Origin of the sequence: Dyella thiooxydans, from assembly GCF_001641285.1 — a bacterium.
Taxonomy (GTDB): Bacteria; Pseudomonadota; Gammaproteobacteria; order Xanthomonadales; family Rhodanobacteraceae; genus Dyella_A; species Dyella_A thiooxydans.
Window position 1 is genome coordinate 2,688,549 of record NZ_CP014841.1, and the last position, 26,105, is coordinate 2,714,653.

Below are 26,105 nucleotides of genomic sequence, written 5' to 3' on the forward strand. Positions count from 1 at the left end.
GCGCGCCTTCCGGGAGGGTTATCAAGACTATGCGCATGGGCCTTGCAATCGACGCATCCTGCGACCTGCCGCAGGCGTTCATCAAAGAACATGACATCGCGGTGATGCCGATTGCCGTGCATGTCGACAAGGACACGTTCAAGGACGACCGAAACCCGGCGGAAATCCAGCGCTTCCTCGACCAGAAGATGGGCAGCCGGAGTCACTCCGCATCGACCGAACCCTGCTCAGTGGAAGACGTGCAGAAGCTTTTCCTCGAGAAGCTGGTGCTGGAAAAGGACTGCGTGTTCTGCCTCACCATCACCGCCACCCGCAGCCCGATCAACGACCACGTCATCAAGGCCAGCTTCGCGGTGCTCAAGCACTACCGCGACGTGCGCGACCAGACCACCATGCCGGGCCCGTTCCTGATGCGGGTGATCGACACCCGCACGCTGTTCGCCGGTGCGGCGCCGGCGATCGTGGAGGCGACCCGCCTGTTCAAGAGCGGCGAAGCGCCGGCGGCGATCCGCGAGCGCCTGACCTACGTCGCCAACAATTCCTACGGCTACATGCTGCCGCGCGACCTTTATTACCTGCGCGCCCGCGCCAAGACCAAGGGCGACCGCAGCGTCGGCCTGTTCAGCGCGGTGATGGGTTCGGCGCTGGACATCAAGCCGCTGCTGCGCGGCTACCGTGGCGAGACGGCCCCGGTGGGCAAGGTGCGGGGCTTCGAGCACGGTGCAGAGACGCTGTTCGACTACGTCTGCAAGCGGGTCCACGCCGGCCTGCTGGTGCCAGTGGTGTGCATCAGTTATGGCGGTGACCTCGCCGACGTGCCGAAACTGCCCGGCTTCGAGGCGCTGAAGGCCGCCTGCGAGGAATGCAAGGTGGAACTGATGATCGCCCCGATGAGTATCACCGGCATGGTCAACGTCGGTGAGGGCGCCCTGACCGTTGGCTTTGCCGCGGAAGAGCACGTCGTCGAGTTCTGACCTGGCACCGGCCCAGCCCCGAGCCTGCACGGCATACGCCATGATCGCCCGCCGCTCGCTGCTGATCCTGGTCGCCACGCTGTTGTCGGTACCGGTCGCGGCGGAAACCGCCTACAAGTGCACGGCTGCCAACGGCCGGGTGAGCTATCAGGATGCGCCGTGCCCTGCCCGGGCGAAGCAGCAGGCCATTACGCTTGCCGCGCCCGGGCCGGCCGCCCCGCCTCCGCCCGATACCGCGGCTCCGGCGCCGCCCCCGGTTGCGGTCACGATGCCGACGGCAGCACCCCCACCTGCCGCGCCCCTGCCCATGCTCTACCGCTGCCAGAAGGCGACGGACGGCTCCCTCTACACGAGCGCGAATGGCCAGCCGGCGCCTTATGCGGTTCCGTTCGGAGTGCTCGGAGCGGTAAGCCAGCCCCTGGGGTCGGTCTACGGACTGGGCGGCGCGGGCGCCTCGGCGCCGGAGCTCAACCGGGGCAAGGTGACCGCGGGCCTGGTCGCCAACAACTACGTGTGGGTGCGCGATGCCTGCCGCCCTCTCGACGCCCGGGAAACCTGCGAGGCATTGCAACAGCAGTACGACGACAACGAACACAAGCTCCAGCAGGCCTTTGAAAGCGAGCAGGCCCCTTTCGTCAAGCGCGAGGCCGAACTCGAGGCACAACTGGCGAACTGCAGCGGGCACTGAGCGATTCCTGCGCAAGGTGATGCAAGTCGCTGCTGTGCGGGCCTTTGCCGACGCCACCCACAGGCTTGTCCACAGGCGATCCCCAGAAGCTGTGGAAAACCCCGACCGACACTGGTCAGAACATCGTCGATCCGCTGAAAAACCTTGTGTGGCGAGGTGTTGCCGAGCTCGTCCACAAGCTTGTCCGGAAGCTATCCACAGCCGCTGTGGACAACACGGGGATCAGAAGCCGTAGCTGACGAAGCCTCCGTCCACCGCCAGCACCTGGCCGGTGACGTAGCTGGCGGCGGGCAGGCACAGGAAAGCGATCGCCGCGGCAACCTCCTCTGGTTCGCCAATGCGCCGCAGCGGCGTGTGATCGAGCACTTCCTCCAGGTAATCCGGATCGGCCAGCGGCCCGTCGGTACGTTGGGTGCGGATGTACCACGGCGCGACCGCGTTCACGCGGATGCCGTCGGCGGCCCATTCGACCGCCAGGTTTCGCGTCAACTGGTGCAACGCCGCCTTGGTCATACCGTACGGCGAGCCGGTACGCACGTGGGTCAGGCCGGACACCGAACCCACATTGACGATCGCCGCATTGCCATGCTCGGCCAGATGCGGGTGCGCCAGCCGGCACATCTCGAAGACGGAGAACAGGTTCTGCTCGAAGATCGTCCGATAGTCCCCGGACGCATAATCCAGCGTGGGTTTCGACTGGTTGCCGCCGGCGTTGTTGACCATCAGCGACAACGGCACCTCCAGGTCGCGCACCCAGTCGAACACGGCCAGCCGGTCCTCCGGCTCGGTCAGGTCGGCGGCGAAGGCGAGGACCTCGACGTCCGGAAAATCGTCGGCCAGATCGAGGCGCACCTGCTCCAGGTAGTCCTCGTCGCGCGCCACCAGCAGCAGGTCGGCCCCCAGACCGGCCAACTCCCGCGCGGTGGCGTAGCCAATGCCCTTGCTGGCGCCGGTGACCAGCGCCGTGTGTCCATGCAATTGCCAAGCGTCGATGCGTGCGTTCATGGGGTGAGCTTAAAGCGCGGTCCGCACGCCGTGCCAGCGACCTTGCCGCTGTCGCCGAGGGGCGGGACACTGATCGCATCCATGCCGGGAGTCGATGCCATGAACCTACGTCCGATGATCGTTGCGCTGTCGGCAGCACTGATGCTCGCCGCCTGTTCGGGCAAGCCGCCGGCACCCCGCGCGGCGCAGGATGCCCAGGCCAAGCGCGTGGCCACGCCGTGGGATGGCATGAAGAAGGACGAGCAGCGCGCCAAGGACGTCCAGAAGGTGGTCGACCAGCAGGCCGCCGAGCAGCGCAAGCAGATCGAAGCCGCCAGCCAGTGAGCGACCCGGCGACCGGGATCGAGCGCGCGCCCCTGCTGGAGATCGACGACGCCACCGTGTTGCGGGGCGATCACGCCGCGCTCGATCGCCTGACCCTGCGCATCGACCGCGGCGAGCACACCGCCATCCTCGGCCGCAACGGCTCGGGCAAGTCCACCCTGGTGCGCCTGATCGCGCGCGAGCTGCACGCTCTGGCCCGCAGCGGACCACCGGCACCGGTCCGCGTGCTGGGACACGACCGCTGGAACATCGCCGAGCTGCGCGGGCAACTGGGCATCGTCTCGCCCACCCTGCAGCAGCAATTGGGAAATGAAGCCGGCAACGAGGTGTTGACCTCGGTGGAATCGGCGTTCTTCGCCGCCCACGACACGTGGGACCGCACGGTGAGCCCGACCATGCGTCGGCGCGCGCTGGAGGCACTGGAACGGGCCGGCGCCTCGTCCCTGACCGGTCGCCCGCTGGCCAGCCTGTCCACCGGCGAAGCACGCCGGGTGCTGATTGCCCGGGCGCTGGTGCACCGGCCGCAGGCGCTGCTGCTGGACGAGCCCTGCGCCGGCCTGGACATGACCGCCCAGCGCGCCTTCCTCGAACAGCTGCGCGAGCTGGCCCGGGGCGGCACGACGCTGCTGATGGTGACCCACCACGTGGAGGAGATCGTGCCCGAGATCGGCCGCGTGGTGCTGTTGCATCGCGGCCGCGTGCTGGCCGACGGCCCGTGCGACCGCGTGCTGCGCGACGAACCGCTCAGCGCGGCATTCGAGGCGGCGGTGTCGGTCGGTCAGCGCGGCGGCTGGTACAGCGCCGCACTGGCCTGAGCGGTCAGCGCGGCGCGCAGAAGCAGTAGGCGTACACGTTCGGCCGGCCCGGCCGCGCATCGCGCAGCAGCTGCAGCTCGGGCATCGCCCGCGGCAGCTCGGCCATCCAGCGCGGCAGGTGCACGCCGTAGGACAAGGCCGCCTGCACCATCGCCGTGCGGTTGAGACCGACCACGAACTGCTCGAAGCCGCCCAGCGGCTGCTCGATGTAGCGGACCGGATAACCCTTGGCCAGCCCGGCCTTCTTCGCCGCGTAGGCCACCGCGTCATCCAGGCCGCCGAGCTGGTCGACCAGCCCGCGGTCCAGCGCCTGCTTTCCGGTCCACACGCGGCCCTGGGCGATCGCATCGATGGCGTCGTAGTCCTTGCCGCGCGCCTTGGCCACGCCGCCGACGAAATCGCGGTAGCCCTTGTCGATGATCGCCTGGATCACTTGACCGACCTTCGGATCGAGCGGGCGGGTGATATCGAACGCGCCGGCCATCGGCCCGGTGGCCACGCCGTCGCTCTGCACACCCAGCTTCGCCAGCGTGTCGGGAATCGAGTAGTACATGCCGAAGATGCCGATCGAACCGGTGATGGTGTTCGGCTCGGCGAAGATGCGGTCGGCGTCCATCGAGATCCAGTAGCCGCCGCTGGCCGCCACGTCGCCCATCGATACCACCACCGGGATGCCCGCCTTGCGGGTCAGCTCGACCTCGCGGCGGATCTGCTCGGCGGCATAGACCTCGCCGCCGGGCGAGTTCACCCGCAGCACCAGCGCCTTGGTCTTCTTGTCCTCGCGCGCGGCGCGGATCAGCGCGGCGGTGGATTCGCCACCGATCCGGCCCTGCGGCTGTTTGCCGCCGCTGATCTCGCCCTCGGCCACCACCACCGCGACGCCCGGCTTGAACAGCGCGCCGCTGTCGTCCGGCAACTGGGCGACATAGCGCGACAGGCCGACCGAGCGGAAACCCTTGCCCTGGCGCCCGGCCGGCACGCCCTCGCGACGCATCATGGCCTCCACGTCGGCCTCGGTGGCCAGACCGTCGACCAGATGCTCGTTGAGCGAGAGCTGGGCCAGGTTGCCCCGGGTGCTGGCGATGTGGTCCGGCAGGTGGTCGATGTCATCGCGCAGCGTGGCCGGATCGAGCTTGCGCAGCCTGGCGACGGTATCGATGTAGTTGTCCCACAGGCCGCCCATCCAGTAGCTGTCGGCCTCCTTGGACGCATCCGAAGCATGGTCGAGGATGTACGGCTCGGCCGCACTCTTGAACTGGCCGACGCGGAACAGGTGCACCTGCACGCCGAGCTTGTCCAGCAGGTCCTTGTAGAACAGGCGATAGTTGGCCAGGCCGGTGATCATCACCCCGCCCTGCGGGTCGACCAGCAGCCGGTCGGCATGAGCGGCGAGGTAATACTGGCCCTGGTCATAGTTCACACCCCAGGCGATCACCGGCTTGCCGGCGGCGCGGAAGCGATCCAGCGCTGCGCCCACCTCGCGCAACGCGGCAAAGCCGCCAGCCTGCAACTGGTCCGGCAGCAGCAGGATGCGGGTGATGTGCTTGTCGGTGGTCGCCGCGTCGATCGCGCGCACCAGGTCACGCACCTGGACTTCTTTCGGCTCATCGCCTGACAGGCCGGACAACACGCGTTGCAGCGGCGCCACGCTGTACTGCTCCACCAGTCGCCCTTCCGGCTTGAGCACCAGCACCGAGTCGGCGTCGATGCCCATGCCGGCATGGCGTCCGGCCATCACGCCGAACGCCAGCAGCAGCACGATGAACAGCAGCGTGAAGAACACCGCATTGATGATGACCAGTCGCACCACGTTGAGGCCGCGCCCGAAGACACGAAGGAAGGCCCAGAAGCCATTGGGGCGCGAAGCGGTCATGCAGCCGTCCTGTTCGGAAGGTGGGAAGTCACGGGTCGAGGGGCAGCGTACCGGCTTGCACCGGCGCGGTCATGTGTGGGTGGTCAGGCTGCGGCGCGCCGACCCAGCGGCCACGCCGGGCGCTCCGCCAGAACCGGGTGAACAGCAGAACGGCCGAAGCGCTGAGGCCGGCGATGAGGCCCATCCACATGCCGCGCGCGCCCAAGCCCTGGTGGAAGGCCAGCCACCAGCCGACCGGCATGCCGACGCCCCAATAGGAGAACAGGGTGATGGCCATCGGTACCCGGGTGTCCTTCAGACCGCGCAGTGCGCCGTTGGACGCCACCTGGATGCCGTCGGAAAACTGGAACACGCCTGCCAGCAGCAACAACTGCGCGGCCAGGTCGATCACCTCCCGCTGGTGCGTATAGAGCCCGGCAATGCGATGCGGCAGGCCGAACATCACCGCCGCCGACACCAGTTGCGTGACCAGGCTCAGTCCGATCCCGCAGAAGCCCGCATAGCGCACACCGACCGCGTCGCCACGTCCCACCGCATTGCCGACCCGCACGGTGATCGCCATCGCCAGGCCCAGCGGGACCATGAAGAACAGTGAGGCGACGTTGATCGCCACCTGGTGGCTGGCCATGACCGTGTCGCCGAGCCGGCTGATACCCAGCGCCACTGCGACGAACAGGCCGGCCTCGGCCAGCAGGCTCACCGCCATCGGCCCGCCCACGTGCAGCAGTTCGGCGATACGGCGCCAGTCGGGCCACTCGAAATGATCGACCAGCCCCAGCCCCCGGTAGTTGGGATGGCGCAGCACGTAGGTCGCAAAGCCGGCCAGCTCGAGCCAGAGCGCCAGCGCCGTGGCCATGCCGCAACCACGCGCGCCCTGTGGCGGAAGACCCAGCCTGCCGAACATGAACACGTAGCCCAGCGGCACCAGCAGCACCAGTCCAGCCATGCTGAAGAACATCGACGGCCGGGTCAGCGACAGGCCCTCGGACAGACCGCGCAGCGCGAAGTAGCAGGTCAGCGCCGGCGCACCCCAGCTGATCGCGTGCAGGAAAGCATCCACGTCGACGCGCAGGTCCGGGGTGACGCCGATCCAGGCAAACAGGGGGCTGGCATGCCTCACCGCGAACCACAGCACCACCCCGGTCAGCAGCGCCAGCCACAGCGCCTGGCGGAACAGTGCGCCGACCTCGTGGCGACGCCCGGCGCCGTCGAGCTGGGCCACCGAGGGCGGCACGGCCATCATCAGCCCGATTCCGGTGACGATGGCCAGCGACCACACGTTGGCGCCCACCGCCACCGCACCGAGGACGTGGGTGCTGTAGTGACCGGAAAGCACCGCATCGATCACGTTGGAACCGATCGCCGCCAGCTGGGCGGCGATCAGCGGCAGGGCAAGGCGTACGGTGGCGCCGACTTCGTGCGCGATGCGCGCGCGGTCGGGACGGAAAGCGGTCATGGCGGGTTCGTTCGGATCGGCCGCGCATTTTAGCGGACCGGGCCTCACCGCAGGGCTGCCTCGGCCGCGTCCTTGTGACACCATCCCCTGCTTCCAGGGGAGGAGCCATCGATGGACCAGCTCGACCACGCCACCGTCGTGCACTGCGCCAACTGCGGCACCGTGATGGAGGGTGAGTTCTGCCATCACTGCGGGCAATCGGTCCATAGCGTGCTCAAGCCGGTGCACCACATGCTGGAAGACGGCCTGGACATGTTCCTGCATGTCGACGGCCGCATCCTGCATACCCTGCCACCACTGGTCACCCGGCCGGGCTTCCTCACGCTGGAATACTTCGCCGGACGCCGCCAGCGCTACGTGGCGCCGTTCCGCCTGATGTTCGTGCTGTGCCTGCTGTGCTTCTTCGCCTTCCACCTGATGGCGGACCGGCTGCTCGACCACGCGGGCAACCCGGCGGTCGCCGGCAAGCTGGTCCACCAGGACACGCCGAATCCGTTCGCCACCGACACCACCGCGGCGGACGTGCGCCGGCACCTGGACCGCCAACTGGCCAGCCTGCACACCGCCCAGGCCAGCGCAGGAGGCATCCCGGGCGTGGACCAGGGATTGGGGGTGGCCGAGCGCAGGTTGCGCGAATCGGCCGACAAGCGACTGGTCGAGCTGAAGGACGCCCCCGCTGCCGTCGGCGCGGCCGCGGCCAGCAGCGCCGGGGCGGCACAGGTGGCGAACGACAACAAGCGCTCCACCGACCCCGACGAGGCGGAGTGGGACCGGGTCGAACCGGTGCACATCGCCTGGTTGCCGGAATTCGCCAACGCGCGCCTGACCGAATTCACGCGGCACCTCAAGCTCAACTTCAAGACGGCGCTCCACGGCCGCGACGCCAGCGAGCGGCAGGAGGCGCGCGAGCGGATGGTCGCCGGCTTCTTCAGCGTGCTGCCGCAGAGCATGCTGGTGATGATTCCGCTGTTCGCGCTGCTGCTGAAGGTGTTCTACCTGTTCCGGCGCAGGCTCTACATGGAACACGTGATCGTCGCCCTGCACAGCCACGCCTTCCTGTTCGTGGCGCTCCTGCTGGTCCTGATGGTCGGCATGCTGTCGACCTGGCTGCGCCCCGTGGCCCCGTGGATGACTTATCCACTCGGCGTCGTGCGGTTCGCGCTCATCGTCTGGATGTTCGCCTACCTGCTGGTGATGCAGAAGCGCATCTACCGGCAGGGCTGGGCGATGACGCTGGTGAAGTACTGGTTCGTGGGCTGGTGCTACTTCTGGCTGCTGCTCACGGTGCTCGGCGTCGCCCTGGTGCTGGGCGCCGGGCATTGAGGCGACGGTGCACCGCCATCCGTGACGCTCATCACATCCCGCCGTATGACGCGGGCGGCGGCGGCGGGGTTTTGCACAGCGTCATCGGAGTGTCAACCCACGCGACGGTTTCATGGCATCGGTGTGAAGCACAGTTGAATGGGCAACACAAGCAATTGAAAAACATCATGTTTTTCTGATGGCCAAATCTTGCGCAGTGTGTCGTGAAGTCCGCCGTGACGGGCCTCAGGCGCCCCCTTCCCCGCTCCATCCACAAAGTTATCCACAGCAGCTGTGGATAAGCGGAAAAATGTACGGAGAGGGGGCACTTATCCCGCCTTCCTAGAGTCGGGCGAAACAATCGCCGGCAACGAACGGACCCATGATCGCTTCCGCCGGCGATGCGGCCTGAGCGGGGTCCGGCCCCCGGGCCGGCTACACTGGCGCACCCCGAGGTAGCCATGTCCACCGCCGTCCGCGTCGCCCTGCCCGTCCCGCTCCCGACCCTTTTCGACTATCTGCCACCGGCCGACGGCCGGGTCATGGCTGGCCAGCGCGTGCTGGTGCCGTTCGGGCGGGGGCGCCAGGTGGGTATCGTGGTCGACGCGGCCGTGACATCGGAACGGGATGACTCCCGGCTAAAGCCGGTGCTGCAAGTGCTGGATGACGAGCCGCTGCTGGACGGCGAGCTGCTGCGCACGCTGGCCTGGGCCGCCGATTACTGGCTGGGTGCACCGGGGGAAGCGTTCGCCCAGGCGTTGCCACTGGCGCTGCGCGAGCCGCGGCCGCTGCCGGAGATCGCCGAGGAATACTGGCAGCTCACGCCGGCCGGGCAACAGGAGCACGCCGCCGGCCGCCGGCGAGGCGGCAGCAGGGACCTGCTAGGCCTGCTGATCAAAGGGCCGCGCCACGCGGACGAGCTGACCGCCTCGCTGCCTGCGTGGCGGACCGCGGCACGTCGGCTGGCCGCCGCCCACCTGGTCGAGCGCTGCCCCCCGCCAGCTGCACCACCCCGACGACAACCGCCAACATCCCTGCCGCTGAGCGCGGAGCAGCGCGATGCGGTGACTGCCGTCGGTGAGGCCTTCGGACGTTTCCAGCCGTTCCTCCTCGATGGCGTCACCGGCAGCGGCAAGACCGAGGTGTACCTGGCATTGATCGAACAGGCACTCGCCGAAGGCCGGCAGAGCCTGCTGCTGGTGCCGGAGATCGGCCTGGCGCCGCAGACCCTGCGCCGGCTGCGCGAGCGCCTGGGCGTGCCGGTCGAGGTGCTGCACTCGAACCTGGCCGAGGGCGATCGGGCGCGGGCGTGGCTGCGCGCGCGCAGCGGCGAGGCCAAGGTGGTGCTGGGCACCCGTTCGGCGGTGTTCGCTCCGCTGCCGCGCGCCGGCCTGATCCTGGTCGACGAGGAACATGACGCCTCCTACAAGCAGCAGGAAGGCTTCCGTTACCATGCGCGTGACCTGGCATTGGTCCGTGCCCGAGAGCTAGGCGTGCCGATCGTGCTGGGCAGCGCCACGCCCTCGCTGGAGACGCTGGCCAACGCCGCCAGCGGGCGCTTCCGGACGCTGCGTCTTCGTACCCGACCTGGCGCCGCGCGGCCCACGCCGCAGGTGCAGATCGTCGACGTGCGCGCGCAGTATCTGGACCATGGGCTGTCGCCCGCGTTGCTCGCTGCGGTGAGCGAGACGGTGGCACGGGGCGAGCAAGTGCTGGTATTCCGCAATCGTCGCGGCTATGCACCGGTCCTCCTCTGTCACGCCTGTGGCTGGCACGCCGACTGCCCGCGCTGCGAACGCCCGATGACACTGCATGCCGGGCAACGGCAGTTGCGATGTCACCATTGCGACCGGCACGCGCCAGTGCCGTCGCACTGCCCCGCCTGTGGCGCCGGTGCGCTCTGGCCTCAGGGCCACGGCACCGAGCGACTGGAGGAGGCGCTCGGCGCGCTGTTCCCCGAGGTGCCGGTCAGGCGCATCGACCGGGAGACCACCCGCCGCCGCGATGCCTTCGAGCATCTGCTGGACGAGCTGCGGCAGGACGGCCCGGCGATCCTGGTCGGTACGCAGATGCTGGCCAAGGGGCACGACCTTCCCCGGCTGACGCTGGTCGCCATCGTCAGCATCGACGAAGGGTTGCACAGCGTGGATTTCCGGGCCGGCGAACGGCTCGCCCAACTGCTCGTGCAGGTCGCCGGGCGGGCGGGGCGGGCCGATCGCACCGGTCGCGTGCTGCTGCAGACCCATCATCCCGAGCATCCGTTGCTGCGCACCCTGCTCGCCTCGGGCTACGGAACGGCGGCGGAAACCCTGCTGGCCGAGCGCGAGGCGGTGCAACTGCCTCCTTGCAGCCATCAGATCCTGCTCCGCGCCGACGCGCACCATCGCGCCGACGTGGACACCTTCCTGGCCGCTGCGGCCGCGGCGCTGCCGAACGATCCGGAAGTCCAACTGGCCGGGCCGATGCCGGCGCCGATGCCGTTGCGTGCTGGCCGGCATCGCGGCCAATTGCTGCTGGAATCCTCCAGTCGTGCCCGGCTGCATTCGGTCGCACGGCCGTGGCGGCTCCAGCTCGGCGCCCTGCCGTCATCGCGGCGGGTACGCTGGTCGCTGGACGTCGACCCCATCGACCTCTACTGAACCTTGCCCTCACGGCAGAACGACCAGCGGGCCTTATAATTTCAGGTCCACCTGAAGGAGGCCCCATGGCATCGCAGCTCGAACAACTTCGCCAGTACACCACCGTGGTTGCCGACACCGGTGACATCGAGGCCATCGCCCGCTACAAGCCGGTCGACGCCACGACCAATCCCTCGCTGCTGCTCAAGGCCGCCAGCATCCTGGCCTACGCTTCCCTGCTCGACGAAGCCGTGGCGTTCGCCAAGGGGCGCGGAAACGACCGCGAGCAGCAGATTGCCGATGCCGGCGACCACCTCGCCGTCGCGGTAGGGCGCAAGATCCTGGATCTGGTGCCGGGCCGCGTTTCCACCGAGGTGGACGCACGCCTGTCCTTCGATACCGACGCAACCATCGCCAAGGCCGAGCGGCTGATCGGCCTGTACGAAGATGCCGGGGTGAAGCGCGACCGGATCCTGATCAAGGTCGCATCCACCTGGGCCGGCATCCGCGCCGCCGAGCAACTGGAGCGCCGCGGCATCCAGTGCAACCTGACCCTGCTGTTCTCGTTCGAACAGGCGGTGGCCTGCGCCGAGGCCGGGGTGTTCCTGATCTCGCCGTTCGTCGGCCGTATCTACGACTGGTACGTCGCCAACACCGACGCGAACGACTTCGAGCCGCACGAAGACCCCGGCGTGAAGTCGGTGCGGCGCATCTACGACTGGTACAAGCGCCACGGTTTCGAGACGGTGGTGATGGGCGCCAGCTTCCGCAACACCGGGCAGATCCGCGCGCTGGCCGGCTGCGACCGGCTCACCATCAGCCCGGAGCTGCTGGAGAAGCTCGACTCCTGCCACGATCCCCTGCCGCGCGCACTCGAGGACGACGGGCAAAAGGCAACGCCGCCCGATCCCCTCAGCGAACCGGCTTTCCGTTGGGGCCACAACGAGGACCCCATGGCCACGGACAAGCTGGCTGACGGCATCCGCAAGTTCGCCGCCGATCAGCTCAAGCTGGAAAAGCTGCTTACCGCCAAGCTCTGAAGACGCGCCCCGGGCGTCCAACGAAAAACGGCCCCGAGGGGCCGTTTTTCTTTCCATCGTGGCTGAGCCGAAACCGGTCAGGCTGCGGCGGCGAACAGCCCACGCATCTTCTTCATCGCATTTGCCTCGACCTGGCGGATGCGCTCGGCCGATACACCGTACTCGTCAGCCAGATCCTGCAGCGTGGCCTTTTCATCATTCAGCCAGCGGCGCTGGATGATGTCGCGCGAACGGTCGTCCAGCTTCTCCAGTGCCGCGGAGAGCGTCTCGAGTTCGTTGTCGGACTGGTCTGCATCGGAGACCGTGTCGTAGGGATCGGCACCGTCGTCGACCAGGAACGCAGCCGGCGCCGGCTTGGCGTCCTCGTCGGCATCGACCGGGGCCTCGAAGCCCACGTCGCGACCGGACAGGCGCGACTCCATTTCGCGCACCGTGGCCTCGGGCACGCCGAGATCCTTCGCCACCGTCCGCACTTCCTCGGCGTTCATCCAGCCCAGGCGCTTCTTGCTCTTGCGCAGGTTGAAGAACAGTTTGCGCTGCGCCTTGGTGGTGGCGACCTTCACGATGCGCCAGTTCTTCAGGATGAATTCGTGCATCTCGGCACGGATCCAGTGCACGGCGAAGCTGACCAGGCGCACGCCCTGGTCCGGATCGAAACGCTTCACCGCCTTCATCAGGCCGATGTTGCCTTCCTGGATCAGATCACCCAGCTGCAGGCCGTAGCCACTGTAGCCGCGGGCCACGTGCACGACGAAACGCAGGTGCGACATCACCAGCTTGCGGGCGGACGACAGGTCGTTTTCCTCGAGGTAGCGACGCGAAAGCGCCTGCTCCTCTTCCTGGCTGAGCACCGGGATGCGGTGCACCGCCGAGATGTAGGCATCCAGGCTGCCGACGACGCTGGGAACCGGGATGTTGGCGGTGACCAAAGCTTGGGACATGGACGGAACCTCCTGATGAGGGGCAGCTTAGCACTCGCATCATTGGAGTGCTAAAGCCACCGCAAAGTTCCGGCGCGGCGAACCGATCACCGCGTCGACTTAATGTACCAAATAGTACAGAAAATTGAGCGCGTTGTCCAGCGGCCGTGTGAACCCCTCATTCTGCACGGTGCGCGTTCGCCGCCCGTGAAGCCGGGCTCGCCGCCTCCAGCTGCGCCCTCGGCGGCAGCGACCAGTCGATCGGAGCCAGGCCGTGCTCGTCCAGCCAGGCGTTGGCGGCGGAAAAGTGCCCGCAGCCGATGAATCCGCGATGCGCGGACAGCGGGGAGGGGTGTACCGCGGTCAGCACGCGATGGCGCCGGGTATCGATCAGCCGCCCCTTGCGCTGGGCGTAGCTGCCCCAGAGCATGAACACCAGCCCGTCGCGCTCCCGGTTGAGGGCATCGATCGCGGCGTCGGTGAAACCTTCCCAACCCTTGCCCTGATGCGAACCGGCCACGCCGCGCTCGACCGTAAGGACCGCATTGAGCAGCAGCACCCCGCGATCGGCCCACGGGGTCAGGCAGCCATGATCCGGCCGCGGCAGCCCGAGGTCGCGACCGATCTCCTTGAAGATGTTGTCCAGCGACGGCGGGATCCGCACTCCGGGACGCACCGAGAAGCACAGGCCGTGGGCCTGCCCGGGGCCGTGATACGGATCCTGGCCAAGGATCACCACCCGCACCGTGTCGAACGGGGTGTGGTCAAACGCCGCGAAGATCTCCGGCCCCGGGGGATAGATCACCTTCCCGGCGCGCTTTTCCTCCCTCAGGAACGCCGCCAGCGCCTGCATCTCGGGCCGCTCCAGATAGTCGCCGATACGGGCTTTCCAACCCGGCTCCAGGCGCACGCGGTCACCGCTCATGTCGAAGGATCGTTCAGCGAGCGCATGTGCTGGGCTACGCGCAGCTGGAACAGCAGTTTCGTGATCAGCAGGCTTTCCTCGACCGGCTTCTCGACCAGATCGTTGGCGCCCGCCTTGAGCAGGGCGGCCTGGTTGGCGGGATTCTCGTCACCGGTCATCACCAGCACGGGCAGGCGCCCCTTGCCGTAGCCGAACTCGGTGCGGATGTGCTCGAGCAGATCGCCGCCCGTGAGCTTGCCCTTGAGACTGACATCGGTAAGCACGACGTCCGCCCCGACCCAGCCCAATTCCCGGTCGGCCTCGAGCAGCGCGATTGCATCCTCCACGCTGACCACGTGGCGCACGGTCAGCCCGCAGCGCTCCATCATGCGGCGGGTCGCCAGGGCCACGACACGGCTGTCTTCCACGTAAAGCACGGTACCCGTGGCCGAGGCCTCCGGACTGACATAGCCGCGGATGAAGGCTCCCAGGGCGGGAAAACCCAGCGACTTGTCGAAATAGTCGGTCACGTGTTCACCGAGCGCCCGGCGATGCAACCGGTCGTCGACATCGCCGGAAACCACCACGATCGGAACGTAGGCCTGCGGTGCCGACTCGCGCACGTAGCGCGCCAGTTCCAGGCCATCCATGTCGGGCAGGCGCAGGGCGACGGTGATGAAATCGAAGGCGCCGGACTGCAGTTCGCGCTGGGCTTCCTCACCCGTGGCACATCCGACCACTTCGGCGGCCGGCAGCTCGGCGGCCAGAACCCGGGTGATCAGCTGGCGAACCACTTTGGAGCCGTCGACGACGAGCACGCGAGGCGCCTCGCCGATGCTGCGGCTGCTGATGCTGGTATTCATGCGGACACTCCGCGCCACCGGGTCGTCGTCCACAGCTTCCCACTCACGATCTTTTCCGCCCCCGTCGCCGTTGTCGCAGCCACCGATCCTGCCTCATCGACGATCCGGCCGGCTGCGACCGCCATCACCGCAGTGCGACGCCCGACCATCAGGCGACCCTCCGCAGCTGCCAGGCGCTGACCAACCGCGCGCCGACCCAGCCGAGCAGCGCTGCGGCGACCGGCGTGGCCAGCAGCAGCCACAGCGGAAGTCCGCCGATCGAGAGCTTGCCGGCATAGGCCGCGCTCAATCGCTCGACGGGCGCCACCAGCGAGAGCTCGATGGCCACTGCCACCAGCGATGCGACGACGCCGCCGAACAAGCCATACCAGATCCCCGCATACAGGTAAGGCCGCCGCACGAACGGCCGGCTGGCGCCAACCAGCATCAGCACGCCGATTTCATCGACGCGCCCGGCGATATCCACACGCACCGTATTGCCCACCACCAGCACGGCCGCCAGCGAGAGCAGCAGGGCGAGCACGGCGACGATGCGGTTGCCCAACCCCAGCAGGGCATCCAGCCTCTGACGCCAGCTTCCGCTGTCCTGCACCATGTCGACACCGCGCTGTTCGCGCAGGGCGGTGACCAGATCCTGCACCGCGCCGGCGTCCAGCGCGTCCTTGGGCATGACCTCGAGGACGTAAGGCAGTGGGTTGTCGTCCAGCGCATGCAGTGCGCCGCTGAAGCCCTGCATCGCGGCCAGTTCGTCCATCCCCTGCTGCGGGGTCTTGACCACCACCCCGGCGACATCCGCCCGTTCGCCGATATCCTTGGCCAGCAGTTGCGCAACCGACTCGCCCTGCCCGGGCTTGAGGAACACGCTGACCGCCTGCCGTTGCCCCATCGCATCGCCCATCCGCTGCACGTTGCCGAGCAGGAGATAGAAGGCCAGTGGCAGAGCCAGCGCCAGGCCGATCACGGTGACTGTCATCAGGGTGCCGAAAGGACGACCGAGCAATCGGCGCAGGCTCGCCGAAGCGCTCCAGCGATGGTGCTCGGCCCAGCCTCCGACGCGGCGGGCTTCGCTGCGTCGGCTGCGCGCATCGCGTACGGCGGCCTCGGCCGCGACGTCGGGACGACCGCTCACAGCACCTCCTGCGCAGGCACGTCAGCCACCAGACGACCGTGGTCGAGCACGACTACCCGCTTTTTCATCCGCTTGATCAGCGGCAGGTCATGGCTGGCCACCAGCACGGTCGTGCCGACCTGCTGGAATTCGGCGAACAGCCCCATGATCTCCACTGCCAGTTGCGGATCGAGGTTACCGGTCGGCTCGTCGGCAATCAGCAGCGCAGGGCGCGCCACGATGGCCCGGGCAATGCCCACGCGCTGTTGCTCGCCAGTGGAGAGCGTGTCGGGCAACTGGCGCTCGTAGGCCAGCAAGCCGACCTTTTCCAGCGAGGCACGCACGCGCTTGGCGCGTTCGGCCGGTGCCAGCCCACCGATCACCAGCGGCAGCTCGACGTTGTCGAAAACGGTGCGATCCATCAGCAGCCGGTGATCCTGGAACACCATGCCGATGCGTCGGCGCAGCTTCGGGATCCCCCCGCGGCCGACCTTGCCCAGGTTCTGGCCATCGAGATGGATCTGCCCGTGGGACGGACGCTCGATCAGTGCCAGCAGCTTGAGCAGAGTGCTCTTGCCGGCACCGGAGTGCCCGGTAACGAAGGCCATCTCGCCGTCGCCCACCTCGAATGACAACTGCGATATGGCCTCGTGGCCGCTTTCGTAACGCTTGCTTACCTGGTCAAAGCGGATCACCGCATTCCCCGACGTTGCCGTCCCACCAAGCAGCAAGGATACGGGATGCGCAACGCAAGTTGGGCCACCCCGGACAACCGGAGTGGCCCTCCTGCATCCTGCGCTCAGCGGCCAGTGAACAACCGGGTCAGGCGCCGGAAAAAGCCGGGCTTCTTCTGCGACGGCGTCTCGCTTGCCACTCCCGACTGCAGCGCCACCTGGCGCGACGGGCGGGGCGTGGATTCGTTGCCGTGCCGCTCGCGCGGCGGACGACGGTTGCCGCGCTCGGCATGACCGCCGGCGCCCGGCTTCGAAGTCGCCGCGGCCGGCACGGCTTCGGCTCCCGCTGCCTCGCCATCGCGACGCCGGTTGCGGCCTCCGCGCCGGCGCCGACGCTTGCGCGGCGCACCGTTGGCATCGGTCGGCGTGCCGTCCGGAGCGGTGGCCGGCTGGGCATCGGCCGGGGCCTGCACTTCGTCCGCGACCGGCGCCTCGACTGCCGGCCGTGCCTGCCGCGGCGGACGCGGCCCGCGGCTCTCGCCGCGACCACCCTCGCGACGGCCACCACGGCCGTTCTGCGAAGACCGCTTGTCACCGTCTCGCGACTCCACCCGATCGCCGAACGCAGCGCTGTCGGCCGCGGCATCGGCGGCGAACTGGGCGTCGACTTCCTTCGGCTTGGGCATCACCAGCAGCTCCGGCTCCACCGTGGCCACCGGGATCTTCTGGCCGATGTAGGTCTCGATGTCCGGCAGGCTCATCGCGTACAGGTCGCAGGCGAAGCTGATCGCGTCGCCTTCGGCACCCAGGCGCGCCGTACGCCCGATGCGGTGCACGTAGTCCTCGGCGTCCTGCGGCAGGTCGTAGTTGAACACATGGCTGACCGCCGGGATGTGCAGGCCACGGGCGGCCACGTCGGTGCACACCAAGATGTCAAGCTGGCTGTCCTGGAACCTCTGCAGCAGCTTCTGGCGCTTCAGCTGCGGCACGTCACCGGACAGCGCGCCGACGCGGTAGCCCTGGCGCTTGAGCCGGTCGGTGATGCGCTCGGCCGCGGCCTTGGTGTTGACGAACACGATGCTGCGCTCGGCCTGCGTGCGCTCAAGCAGGTTGAGCAGCAGCGGCATCTTCTCTTCCTTGGCCGGGAAGTAGACGACCTGGCGCACGCGGTCGGCGGTGACGTTGTCGGTCTCCACCACCAGCTTCTCGGCCTCGTGCATGTGCTCGTAGGCCAGCTCCAGCACGCGGTGGCTCAGCGTGGCGGAGAACAGCAGCACCTGGCGCTGCTCGCGCGACGGCAGGCGGCGGAAGATGTAGCGCACGTCCTTGATGAAGCCGAGGTCGAACATGCGGTCGGCCTCGTCGATCACCATCACCTCAACGCTGCCCAGGCCGAACACGTTCTGCTTGTAGTAGTCGAGCAGGCGGCCGGGGGTGGCGATGATGATGTCGCAGCCGTCCTTCAGCTGCTGGCGCTGCTTGTCGTAGTCGACGCCGCCGTAGATCAGCGCGGTGCGCAGGCCGGTGTGCTTGCCGATCGAGCGGGCGTCCTTGTCGATCTGGATCGCCAGCTCGCGGGTCGGCGCGATCACCAGCGCGCGCGGGTCGGAATCCTTGCGGTCCGCCGCGGCCGGCTGGGTCAGCAGGCGGTTCATCATGGCGACCAGGAAGGCGCAGGTCTTGCCGGTGCCGGTCTGCGCCTGGCCGGCGACGTCGCGGCCGGACAGGGCGACCGGCAGGGTCAGCTCCTGGATCGGCGTGCAGCGGGTGAAGCCGGCTTCGTCCAGGCCCTGCTTGAGCAGCGGATGCAGATCGAAATTGGTGAAGAAGGTATCGGTGAGAACGGTTTCGGACATGTCGGGTAGCAGTCTCTGGCGGGCGGCGCGGGGCGCCAGCCCGGTCCCGCCGCCGCATGGCCTTGGGACAGGTGGTGGTACGGCGCGGGAGGGAGGCGCGGGCGCCGGGCGGACCTGAGGTGCGCGCAGCGCCGTTGCGCACCATGGCGGGCGCCGGCGTGGGGTGGCCCGGGCCGGCAGCTCCGCTGGCATAGGCAAGGATGGGCGGTCGAGGCCAGACCCTTGCCTATGTCAACGGAACCACCCGCTGGCCGGTGCCTTGAATCGCTTGAATCGCGCCCCGAGTTAGGCTGGAATGGAAATGCGCCGCAACGGCGATCCAGCTTCCCCATTACGGAACGACCCGCGCTTCATGGGCGCCCCAGTGTAGCCGATGCAGGCCGCGCGGTCGCCCTCACCCCACCGTCTACCCTCGGAGAACCCCCGGTGAGCGATCTCATTACCCACGTCAGCGACGCCGCTTTCGAGCAGGAAGTGCTCAAGTCCGACACCCCCGTCCTGCTGGATTTCTGGGCCGAATGGTGCGGCCCGTGCAAGGCCATCGCGCCGGTGCTGGACGAGCTGGCCAGGCAGTACGAAGGCAAGCTGCGCGTGGTCAAGCTGAACATTGACCAGAACCAGCAGACCCCCCGCACCTACGGCGTGCGCGGCATCCCCACCCTGATGATGTTCAAGAACGGCAAGGTCGAGGCGACCCAGATCGGCGCCGTCGGCAAGGGCCAGCTGACCCAGATGATCGACAAGGCGCTCTGAGGCGCCACCGACACCCGCCGCCGCGCTTTACGGGGCCGCGCGGCGGGTGCTAGATTCCCAGCCCTGCACGGAACGGTCCCGTTCCGCCGCGCGCACCGCGCGACGCTCTCCCTTCCTTCCTGTACCAACGGCGCCCCGACGAGGTTTGCCCGTGTCTGATATCGAAAGCAAAGCACCCCACGACGCCGACGGCGCCGAGAACCGGCCTGCCAGCGAACCCCGCCAGCGTGCACCACGCAAGAGCGCGGCCGCCAAGTCTGCGGTCGCCGAAGCATCGGCAAACGCGCCGGCTTCGGCCGCGCCCGCACCGGCCGGACCGGCCCCGGCCGCTCCGGCGCCGGTCCAGGCCAGCCTGCCGGTGGATCGCCCGGCACCGGCGAACCCCGCCCCTTCGGCGCAGTCTCAGGCGACTCCGGCGGCGAGTCCCGCGCCGGCACCCCAGGGCGGCGGGCAGCCGCAGGGCCAGGCGCCCCAGGGGGGCGGCAATGGGGGAGGCGGCGGCAATCAGGGCGGCAACGAACGCCGCAACGACCGCAATGATCGCAACGACCGCGGCCGGCGCCGGCGCCACGAGCGCGGACCGCGCGGCAACCAGGGAGGCGGCCAGCGCAATCCGAACGGCCTGCCGATGGACGACGACGAGACCGGCGACGTCGGCAGCAACGACAACCTGATCAACCTCACCGAACTCAAGCGCATGAAGGCGCCGCAGCTGCTGGCCTTCGCCGAGTCGCTGGGCATCCAGGAGGGCGTGGCGCGCCAGCGTCGCCAGGATGTGATCTTCAACATCCTCAAGGCGCACGCCCGCGCCGGCGGCGGAATCTGGGCCGAGGGCGTGCTGGAGATCCTGCAGGACGGCTTCGGGTTCCTGCGCTCGGCCGACGAGAGCTACTTGGCCGGTCCCGACGACATCTACGTCAGCCCCAGCCAGATCCGCCGCTTCAACCTGCGCACCGGCGACTACATCACCGGGCGCGTGCGCCATCCGAAGGAAGGCGAGCGCTACTTCGCCATGCTGCGCGTCGACGACATCAACGGCGATCCGCCGGAAGCGTCGAAGAACAAGATGCTGTTCGAGAACCTCACCCCGCTGTTCCCGCGCAAGGCCTACAAGCTGGAGCGCGGCAACGGTTCGAGCGAGGACATCACCGGCCGCATCCTCGACCTGGTCGCGCCGATCGGCAAGGGCCAGCGTGGCCTGATCGTCTCCCAGCCCAAGTCGGGCAAGACGATGATGCTGCAGAACATCGCCCAGGCGATCCAGTACAACCACCCCGAGGCGCACCTGATCATCCTGCTGGTCGACGAGCGACCGGAGGAAGTGACCGAGATCGCCCGCACCGTGCGCGCCGAGGTGATCTCCTCGACGTTCGACGAGCCGGCGGTGCGCCACGTGCAGGTCGCCGAAATGGTGATCGAGCGCGCCAAGCGCCTGGTCGAGCACAAGAAGGACGTGATCATCCTGCTCGACTCGATCACCCGCCTGGCCCGCGCCTACAACACCGTGGTGCCCAGCTCCGGCAAGGTGCTCACCGGTGGCGTGGACGCCAACGCGCTGCAGCGCCCGAAGCGCTTCTTCGGCGCCGCGCGCAACGTCGAGGAAGGCGGCAGCCTGACCATCATCGCCACCGCGCTGATCGACACCGGCTCGAAGATGGACGAGGTGATCTACGAGGAGTTCAAGGGTACCGGCAACATGGAGGTGCACCTGAGCCGCCGCATCGCCGAGAAGCGCGTCTATCCGGCCATCGACATCAACCGCTCCGGCACCCGCCGCGAGGATCTGCTGATCGACCCGGACCTGCTGGCCAAGATCTGGATTCTGCGCAAGCTGCTGCATCCGATGGACGAGCTGGCCGCGATGGAGTTCATGCTCGACAAGATGAAGAGCACCAAGTCCAACGACGAGTTCTTCAACTCGATGAAGCGCTGAGCCTCCTCCGGAAGGCAAACGCAGCAAAGGGCCGGCGCAAGCCGGCCCTTTGCATTTGCCGGCACGGAACCGGATACGGACCGACGCCTGCCGCACCGGCGAGTTCCTGTCCGCCGAACTATTGAACCATCGCGTACAATTATCCTCTCCGCTCCTCTTGGGGCGCGGGCGACCGTCCCCATAACCGCTGCTTCGAACGAGACAAGGTCCTCCCACGTGTCCATCCCCAGTGCCGTCAAGGGCACCCCGATCACGGGGCGCCAGCAGCTCGTCGATTACCTCGCCGCCGGGGAGAAACCGCGTGAGGCGTGGCGCATCGGCACCGAGCACGAGAAGTTCGGCTTCCGTACCGATGACCTGCGGCCGCCGACCTACGAGGGCGACCGCGGCATCCGCGTACTGCTGGAGCGGCTGGCCGCACGTTACGGCTGGGAGGTCGCCCGCGAGGGCGAGCTGCCGGTGGCCCTGTCGCGCGACAAGGCCTCGATCACGCTGGAGCCCGCCGGCCAGCTGGAGCTGTCCGGCGCCCCGCTGGAAACGATCCACGAGACCTGCCGCGAGGTGAACTCGCACCTGGCCGACGTGCGCTCGGTAGCCGACGAGCTGGGCCTGGGCTTCCTCGGCATGGGCTTCCAGCCGAAGTGGCGCCGCGACGAGATGCCCTGGATGCCCAAGGGGCGCTACAAGATCATGCGCGAGTACATGCCCAAGGTCGGCTCGCTCGGCCTGGACATGATGACCCGCACCTGCACGGTGCAGGTCAACCTCGACTTCGACAGCGAGGCGGACATGGTGAAGAAATTCCGCACCAGCCTCGCCCTGCAGCCGATCGCCACCGCACTGTTCGCCGACTCGCCGTTCACCGACGGCCAGCCCAACGGCTACCTCTCCTACCGCTCGCACGTGTGGACCGATACCGACAACGACCGTACAGGCATGCTCGATTTCGTGTTCGAGGACGGCTTCGGCTACGAACGCTATGTCGACTACATCCTCGACGTGCCGATGTACTTCAGCTACCAGGACGGCCGCTACATCGACCTGGCCGGCCAGGACTTCAAGCGCTTCATGGCCGGCGAGCTGCCTGCCGTCCCCGGCACCCGCGCCACGATGAAGGACTGGGCCGACCATCTGACCACCGCGTTCCCCGAAGTGCGCCTCAAGCAGTACCTGGAAATGCGCGGTGCCGACGGCGGCCCATGGGGCCGGCTGTGCGCCCTGCCCGCGCTATGGGTCGGCCTGCTGTACGACGACGAGGCCCTGAGCGCGGCCTGGGATCTGGTGAAGGATTTCTCGCTGGCCGAACGCCACGCCCTGCGCGACGGCGTGCCGAAGCATGCACTGAAGCTGCCATTCCGCCACGGCACCGTGCGCGACCTGGCCCGCGAGACGCTGAAGATCGCCGCCCATGGCCTGAAGCGCCGCGCCCGGCTGAATGCCGGCGGTGCCGACGAGCGCACCTTCCTCGAGCCACTGCTGGAGATCGTCGAGTCCGGCCAGACCCCGGCCGAGCGCAAGCTGGAACTGTTCCACGGTGTCTGGGGCGGCAGCGTGGACCAGGTATTCCGCGAGTTCGCGTACTGAGTTGACGCAAAAAGGGCGACCATGAGTGGCCGCCCTCTGAAACATCAGCTTTAAAGTTCGGTCAGATGCTACCGGGCGTACCGTCACATATCGCTGCCGCCGAAGCATCCCCGATATATGTTCCCTCGGCATCGGCCACGCTCACATGCATCGTGATGTGATCTTCGTAGGGCAAATAGCAGTGGAATATGCAACTGGATTTATGCCCCAGCGGACCATTCGCATCGCAGCTGAATGGTGAACTGAGATGTGCGGTCCCCGTGTAGGACCACGTGTACTTGAATGGAGTTGGTGACCCCGGACTGCTTGCGGACGCCTCGCAATCGTTCGTTCCGCAGGACAACGCCACCCCGGCGGCTTGTGCCTCTACGCGCGGTGAAACCACTGACATGCCAAGCGCACAAGACGCCACAAAGAGCCCAAGGGCAAATGGTGCTTTCTGCATTACCTTCTCCTTAAGGATGATGTGAACACCACCACCAGTGTCGATGTGCGCCGCACGGTCGCTCGTCGACGAGATCGCGTGCTTACGAACAACCGACTCTGTTGAGACGACAGCACACCGCTCACAGCAGGTATCCTTCGCCCGCGACGAGTATGTATCACATCGTGCTCGCCACTGCGCTGGCCATCTGCGGCATACGGCGCGAGCATGGACTGGCTGAAATGACGAAGCCCGCACATGGCGGGCCTCATCATCGACTCGGTACTGGCTGAGGAGCTCAGTGCGTATCCTTCAGGCCGCGGTCGATCAGCATCGGCTCCACGCTCGGAGCCTTGCCACGCCAGGCCTCGTACATCTTCTCCAGATCCTCGGTGTTGCCGCGGGACAGGATCATGGCGCGGAAGCGGTCGCCGTTGGCGCGGGTCAGGCCGCCGTGCTCCTTGAACCACTCGAAGCCGTCGTCGGCCAGCATCTCGGTCCACAGGTAGGCGTAGTAGCCGGCCGCGTAGCCGTTGCCCCAGATGTGCTGGAAATAGCTGGAGCGGTAGCGCGGCGGCACGTAGCTCAGGTCGATCTTGTCGTCCTTGAGGATCTTCGCCTCGAAAGCATCGGCGTCCTGCTTCGGCGCGTCGGCCGGGAGCGAATGCCAGCCCATGTCCAGCAGGGCCGCCGAGACCAGCTCGGTCATGTCGTAGCCCTTGTTGAAGTTGCGGGCCTTCTTGATCTTGTCGACCAGCTCCTTCGGCATCGGCTTGCCGGTCTTGTAGTTGACCGCATAGTGCGCGAACACCTTCGGATCGGTCGCCCAGTGTTCGTTGAACTGCGAGGGGAACTCGACGAAGTCGCGCGCAGTATTGGTGCCGGAGAGCGTCGGGTACTCCTCGTCGGCGAACATGCCGTGCAGCGCATGACCGAACTCGTGGAACATGGTGATCACGTCGTCGAAGGACAGCAGCGCGGGCTGGCCCGGCGCCGGCTTGGTGAAGTTGGCGACGTTGTAGATCACCGGCTTGGTGCCGAGCAGCTTCGACTGGCCGACGAAGTTGTCCATCCAGGCGCCGCCGCCCTTGTTGTCTCGCTTGAAGTAGTCGCAGTAGAACAGCGCCAGCGACTTGCCGTCCTTGTCGAACACCTCGAACACGCGCACGTCCGGCTGGTACACCGGGATGTCCTTGCGCTCCTTGAAGGTCAGCCCGTACAGCTGGTTGGCGGCGTAGAAGACGCCGTTCTTGAGCACATTGTCGAGCTCGAAGTACGGCTTGATCTGGTTCTCGTCCAGGTCGTACTTGGCCTTGCGCACCTGCTCGGCGTAGTGCTCCCAGTCCCAGGCCTGCAGCTTGAAGCCACCCTTCTGCTGGTCGATGACGGCCTGGATGTCTTTCGCCTCGCGCTCGGCGCGCGCCGTGGCGGCCGGCACCAGGTCCTGCATGAACTTGATCGCGCGCTCGGGCGTCTTGGCCATCTGGTCGTCGAGCTTCCACGCCGCGTAGCTCGGGAAGCCCAGCAGCTTGGCCTGCTCGGCGCGGATCTGCGCCAGCCGCTCGATGATCGCGCGGGTGTCGTCGGCGTTGCCCTTCTCCGCACGGTCCCAGGATGCCTTGAACAGCGCCTCGCGGGTGGCGCGATCGGTCAGGTCCTGCAGCGCGGGCTGCTGGGTGGTGTTCTGCAGAGCGATCACCCACTTGCCATCCAGCCCGCGGGCCTTGGCCGCCTGTGCCGCCGCCGCGATGTCACCCTCGGACAGGCCGGCCAGCTTGGACTTGTCGTCCACCAGCAGCGCGCCGTCCTTGGTGGCGGCGAGCAGCGTATTGGTGAACTTGGTGCTGAGGGTGGACTCCTCCTCGTTGAGCGCTTTCAGCTTGGCCTTGTCGGCATCGGACAGCTTGGCGCCGTGATGCACGAAATCGCGGTAGACCACCTCGACCAGTCGCAACGACTCCGGATCGAGCTTGAGCGAGGCGCGCTCGTTGTAGACGGTCTCGACCCGCTGGAACAGCTTGCTGTTGAGGTAGATCGCATCCTCGTGGGCGGCCAGCTTCGGCGCTTCGTCTTCCTGCACCTTCTGCAGGGTGTCGTCGGTGTTGGCGCTGGTGACGCCGTTGAAGACCATCATCACCCGGCTGAGCAGCGCGCCGGATTTCTCCATCGCCACGAAGGTGTTGTCGAAGGTCGCCGGCTCCGGGTTGTCCGCGATCTTCTGGATCTCGGCCAGGTGCTGGCGCATGCCCTCTTCGATCGCCGGCTGGTAGTCGGCGTCGGTGATCTTGTCGAACGGGGGCGCCTGGAAGTCCAGCGTGCTGGCCTTGGCGAACGGGTTGGCGTCCGTGAACGGCGCCACGCCGGCCGTGCTGGCCGCCTTGGCCGGCGCCGTGCTGGCCGGCGCGGGAGCCGGTGCGGAGGACTTGGCAGGTTCGTTGCCGTGCTGCGAGCAGGCGGCGAGGGCGATGGTGGTGGCCATGGCGAGGGTTCGGAGTCGGAGCATGCGGATTCCCTTGAAGACGCGCCCTGGGGCAGGCGCACAGATACGTCAGCCCCCGACTCTACCGAGTCCGCCCCACCGCTTCCAAGCGGCGGTGCGCCATGCTCAGGCGGCGCGCATGTCGCGCAGGGTCCAGTTCGCGCCGATCAGCAAATTCATGCGATGGCGCACGACACTCATCGGCAGCGAGGTCACCAGGTCGACGTCGACGCGCAGCACGTCGTCGACCGTGGCATGCACCGTGGCGGCCGGATCGGTCGCGCCCAGTGCGGGATCGACCTCGTCCGGTGCGCTCTGCATCGCACGCCAGCGCTCGAACAGCACAGGCATCTGCAGTGCCTCGCGCAGCGCGGTGGCGAAGTCGTTGGGACCGACACCATCATAGGCAAGCTCGGCCACGGGCCCACGGGCATGGGCCAGATCGTCGATGGAGAGGTAGTAGTGGTTGCGCATCTGCATGGGTGCGGTTCCTCTGCTGGAGAGTGCCGGAG

Annotated in this window: 21 protein-coding genes; 10 read left to right on the forward strand and 11 right to left on the reverse strand. The window is 67.6% G+C overall.

Annotation, left to right across the window (positions count from 1 at the left end; all coding sequences use genetic code 11):
• Positions 1–29 precede the first annotated feature (29 nt).
• Positions 30–974 (forward strand): DegV family protein, encoded by a 945-nt coding sequence (locus tag ATSB10_RS12260; protein ID WP_063673077.1) that lies wholly within the window; start codon positions 30–32, stop codon positions 972–974.
• 40 nt (positions 975–1,014) lie between these two features.
• The gene (locus ATSB10_RS12265; protein ID WP_063673078.1) at positions 1,015–1,662 is read left to right on the forward strand and encodes a DUF4124 domain-containing protein; all 648 of its coding nucleotides are present in this window, start codon (positions 1,015–1,017) and stop codon (positions 1,660–1,662) included.
• A gap of 222 nt (positions 1,663–1,884) precedes the next feature.
• Here ATSB10_RS12265 and ATSB10_RS12270 read toward each other — a convergent pair whose 3' ends face one another.
• On the reverse strand, positions 1,885–2,667 hold the full coding sequence (locus ATSB10_RS12270; protein WP_063673079.1) for an SDR family oxidoreductase: 783 nt from the start codon (positions 2,665–2,667) through the stop codon (positions 1,885–1,887).
• Positions 2,668–2,766: 99 nt separating this feature from the next.
• Here ATSB10_RS12270 and ATSB10_RS12275 point away from each other — a divergent pair, with 99 nt between their 5' ends.
• The gene (locus ATSB10_RS12275) at positions 2,767–2,991 is read left to right on the forward strand and encodes a hypothetical protein (protein ID WP_063673080.1); all 225 of its coding nucleotides are present in this window, start codon (positions 2,767–2,769) and stop codon (positions 2,989–2,991) included.
• Positions 2,988–3,806 (forward strand): ABC transporter ATP-binding protein, encoded by an 819-nt coding sequence (locus ATSB10_RS12280; RefSeq protein ID WP_063673081.1) that lies wholly within the window; start codon positions 2,988–2,990, stop codon positions 3,804–3,806. The genes ATSB10_RS12275 and ATSB10_RS12280 overlap by 4 nt, the downstream gene beginning before the upstream one ends.
• 4 nt (positions 3,807–3,810) lie before the next feature.
• On the opposite strand, the gene sppA is transcribed toward ATSB10_RS12280, so the two are convergent.
• On the reverse strand, positions 3,811–5,679 hold the full coding sequence (gene sppA / locus ATSB10_RS12285) for a signal peptide peptidase SppA (protein ID WP_063673082.1): 1,869 nt from the start codon (positions 5,677–5,679) through the stop codon (positions 3,811–3,813).
• 28 nt (positions 5,680–5,707) lie between these two features.
• The gene (locus ATSB10_RS12290) at positions 5,708–7,135 is read right to left on the reverse strand and encodes an MATE family efflux transporter (protein WP_063673083.1); all 1,428 of its coding nucleotides are present in this window, start codon (positions 7,133–7,135) and stop codon (positions 5,708–5,710) included.
• A 111-nt stretch (positions 7,136–7,246) separates the two neighbouring features.
• On the opposite strand from ATSB10_RS12290, the gene ATSB10_RS12295 reads away from it, so the two are divergent.
• The 3 genes from ATSB10_RS12295 (at position 7,247) to tal (ending at position 12,095) form a co-directional block, all read left to right on the forward strand.
• Positions 7,247–8,458 (forward strand): DUF3667 domain-containing protein, encoded by a 1,212-nt coding sequence (locus ATSB10_RS12295; RefSeq protein ID WP_063673084.1) that lies wholly within the window; start codon positions 7,247–7,249, stop codon positions 8,456–8,458.
• Positions 8,459–8,898: 440 nt separating this feature from the next.
• Complete coding sequence (locus tag ATSB10_RS12300) at positions 8,899–11,076, forward strand: primosomal protein N' (RefSeq protein WP_063673085.1); 2,178 nt, start codon at positions 8,899–8,901, stop codon at positions 11,074–11,076.
• A 65-nt stretch (positions 11,077–11,141) separates the two neighbouring features.
• The gene (gene tal / locus ATSB10_RS12305; RefSeq protein WP_063673086.1) at positions 11,142–12,095 is read left to right on the forward strand and encodes a transaldolase; all 954 of its coding nucleotides are present in this window, start codon (positions 11,142–11,144) and stop codon (positions 12,093–12,095) included.
• A gap of 77 nt (positions 12,096–12,172) precedes the next feature.
• Here tal and rpoH read toward each other — a convergent pair whose 3' ends face one another.
• From rpoH to ATSB10_RS12335, 6 genes are all read right to left on the reverse strand, one after another.
• On the reverse strand, positions 12,173–13,036 hold the full coding sequence (gene rpoH, locus ATSB10_RS12310) for an RNA polymerase sigma factor RpoH (RefSeq protein WP_017463713.1): 864 nt from the start codon (positions 13,034–13,036) through the stop codon (positions 12,173–12,175).
• A gap of 157 nt (positions 13,037–13,193) precedes the next feature.
• Positions 13,194–13,940, reverse strand: coding sequence for a uracil-DNA glycosylase (gene ung / locus ATSB10_RS12315; protein WP_063673087.1), 747 nt, complete (start codon positions 13,938–13,940; stop codon positions 13,194–13,196).
• Positions 13,937–14,782 carry a response regulator gene (locus tag ATSB10_RS12320; RefSeq protein ID WP_063673088.1) on the reverse strand — a complete coding sequence of 282 codons (846 nt, stop codon included), beginning with the start codon at positions 14,780–14,782 and terminating at the stop codon, positions 13,937–13,939. The genes ung and ATSB10_RS12320 overlap by 4 nt, the downstream gene beginning before the upstream one ends.
• 148 nt (positions 14,783–14,930) lie before the next feature.
• The gene (gene ftsX, locus ATSB10_RS12325; RefSeq protein ID WP_063673089.1) at positions 14,931–15,911 is read right to left on the reverse strand and encodes a permease-like cell division protein FtsX; all 981 of its coding nucleotides are present in this window, start codon (positions 15,909–15,911) and stop codon (positions 14,931–14,933) included.
• Positions 15,908–16,585, reverse strand: a complete 678-nt coding sequence (gene ftsE / locus ATSB10_RS12330; protein WP_063673090.1) for a cell division ATP-binding protein FtsE — start codon at positions 16,583–16,585, stop codon at positions 15,908–15,910. The genes ftsX and ftsE overlap by 4 nt, the downstream gene beginning before the upstream one ends.
• A gap of 104 nt (positions 16,586–16,689) precedes the next feature.
• Positions 16,690–18,420, reverse strand: a complete 1,731-nt coding sequence (locus ATSB10_RS12335) for a DEAD/DEAH box helicase (RefSeq protein WP_063673091.1) — start codon at positions 18,418–18,420, stop codon at positions 16,690–16,692.
• A 426-nt stretch (positions 18,421–18,846) separates the two neighbouring features.
• Between ATSB10_RS12335 and trxA the strand changes: the two genes are divergently transcribed.
• The 3 genes from trxA (at position 18,847) to ATSB10_RS12350 (ending at position 22,690) form a co-directional block, all read left to right on the forward strand.
• Entirely contained in the window at positions 18,847–19,173 is a 327-nt protein-coding gene (gene trxA / locus ATSB10_RS12340; protein ID WP_017463719.1) for a thioredoxin TrxA, read from the forward strand.
• 151 nt (positions 19,174–19,324) lie between these two features.
• The gene (rho, locus tag ATSB10_RS12345; protein ID WP_063673092.1) at positions 19,325–21,106 is read left to right on the forward strand and encodes a transcription termination factor Rho; all 1,782 of its coding nucleotides are present in this window, start codon (positions 19,325–19,327) and stop codon (positions 21,104–21,106) included.
• A gap of 216 nt (positions 21,107–21,322) precedes the next feature.
• Positions 21,323–22,690 (forward strand): glutamate--cysteine ligase, encoded by a 1,368-nt coding sequence (locus ATSB10_RS12350; protein ID WP_063673093.1) that lies wholly within the window; start codon positions 21,323–21,325, stop codon positions 22,688–22,690.
• 722 nt (positions 22,691–23,412) lie between these two features.
• On the opposite strand, the gene dcp is transcribed toward ATSB10_RS12350, so the two are convergent.
• Complete coding sequence (gene dcp / locus ATSB10_RS12355; protein ID WP_063673094.1) at positions 23,413–25,617, reverse strand: peptidyl-dipeptidase Dcp; 2,205 nt, start codon at positions 25,615–25,617, stop codon at positions 23,413–23,415.
• Positions 25,618–25,719: 102 nt separating this feature from the next.
• Entirely contained in the window at positions 25,720–26,073 is a 354-nt protein-coding gene (locus ATSB10_RS12360) for a hypothetical protein (RefSeq protein ID WP_083966205.1), read from the reverse strand.
• Positions 26,074–26,105 lie beyond the last annotated feature (32 nt).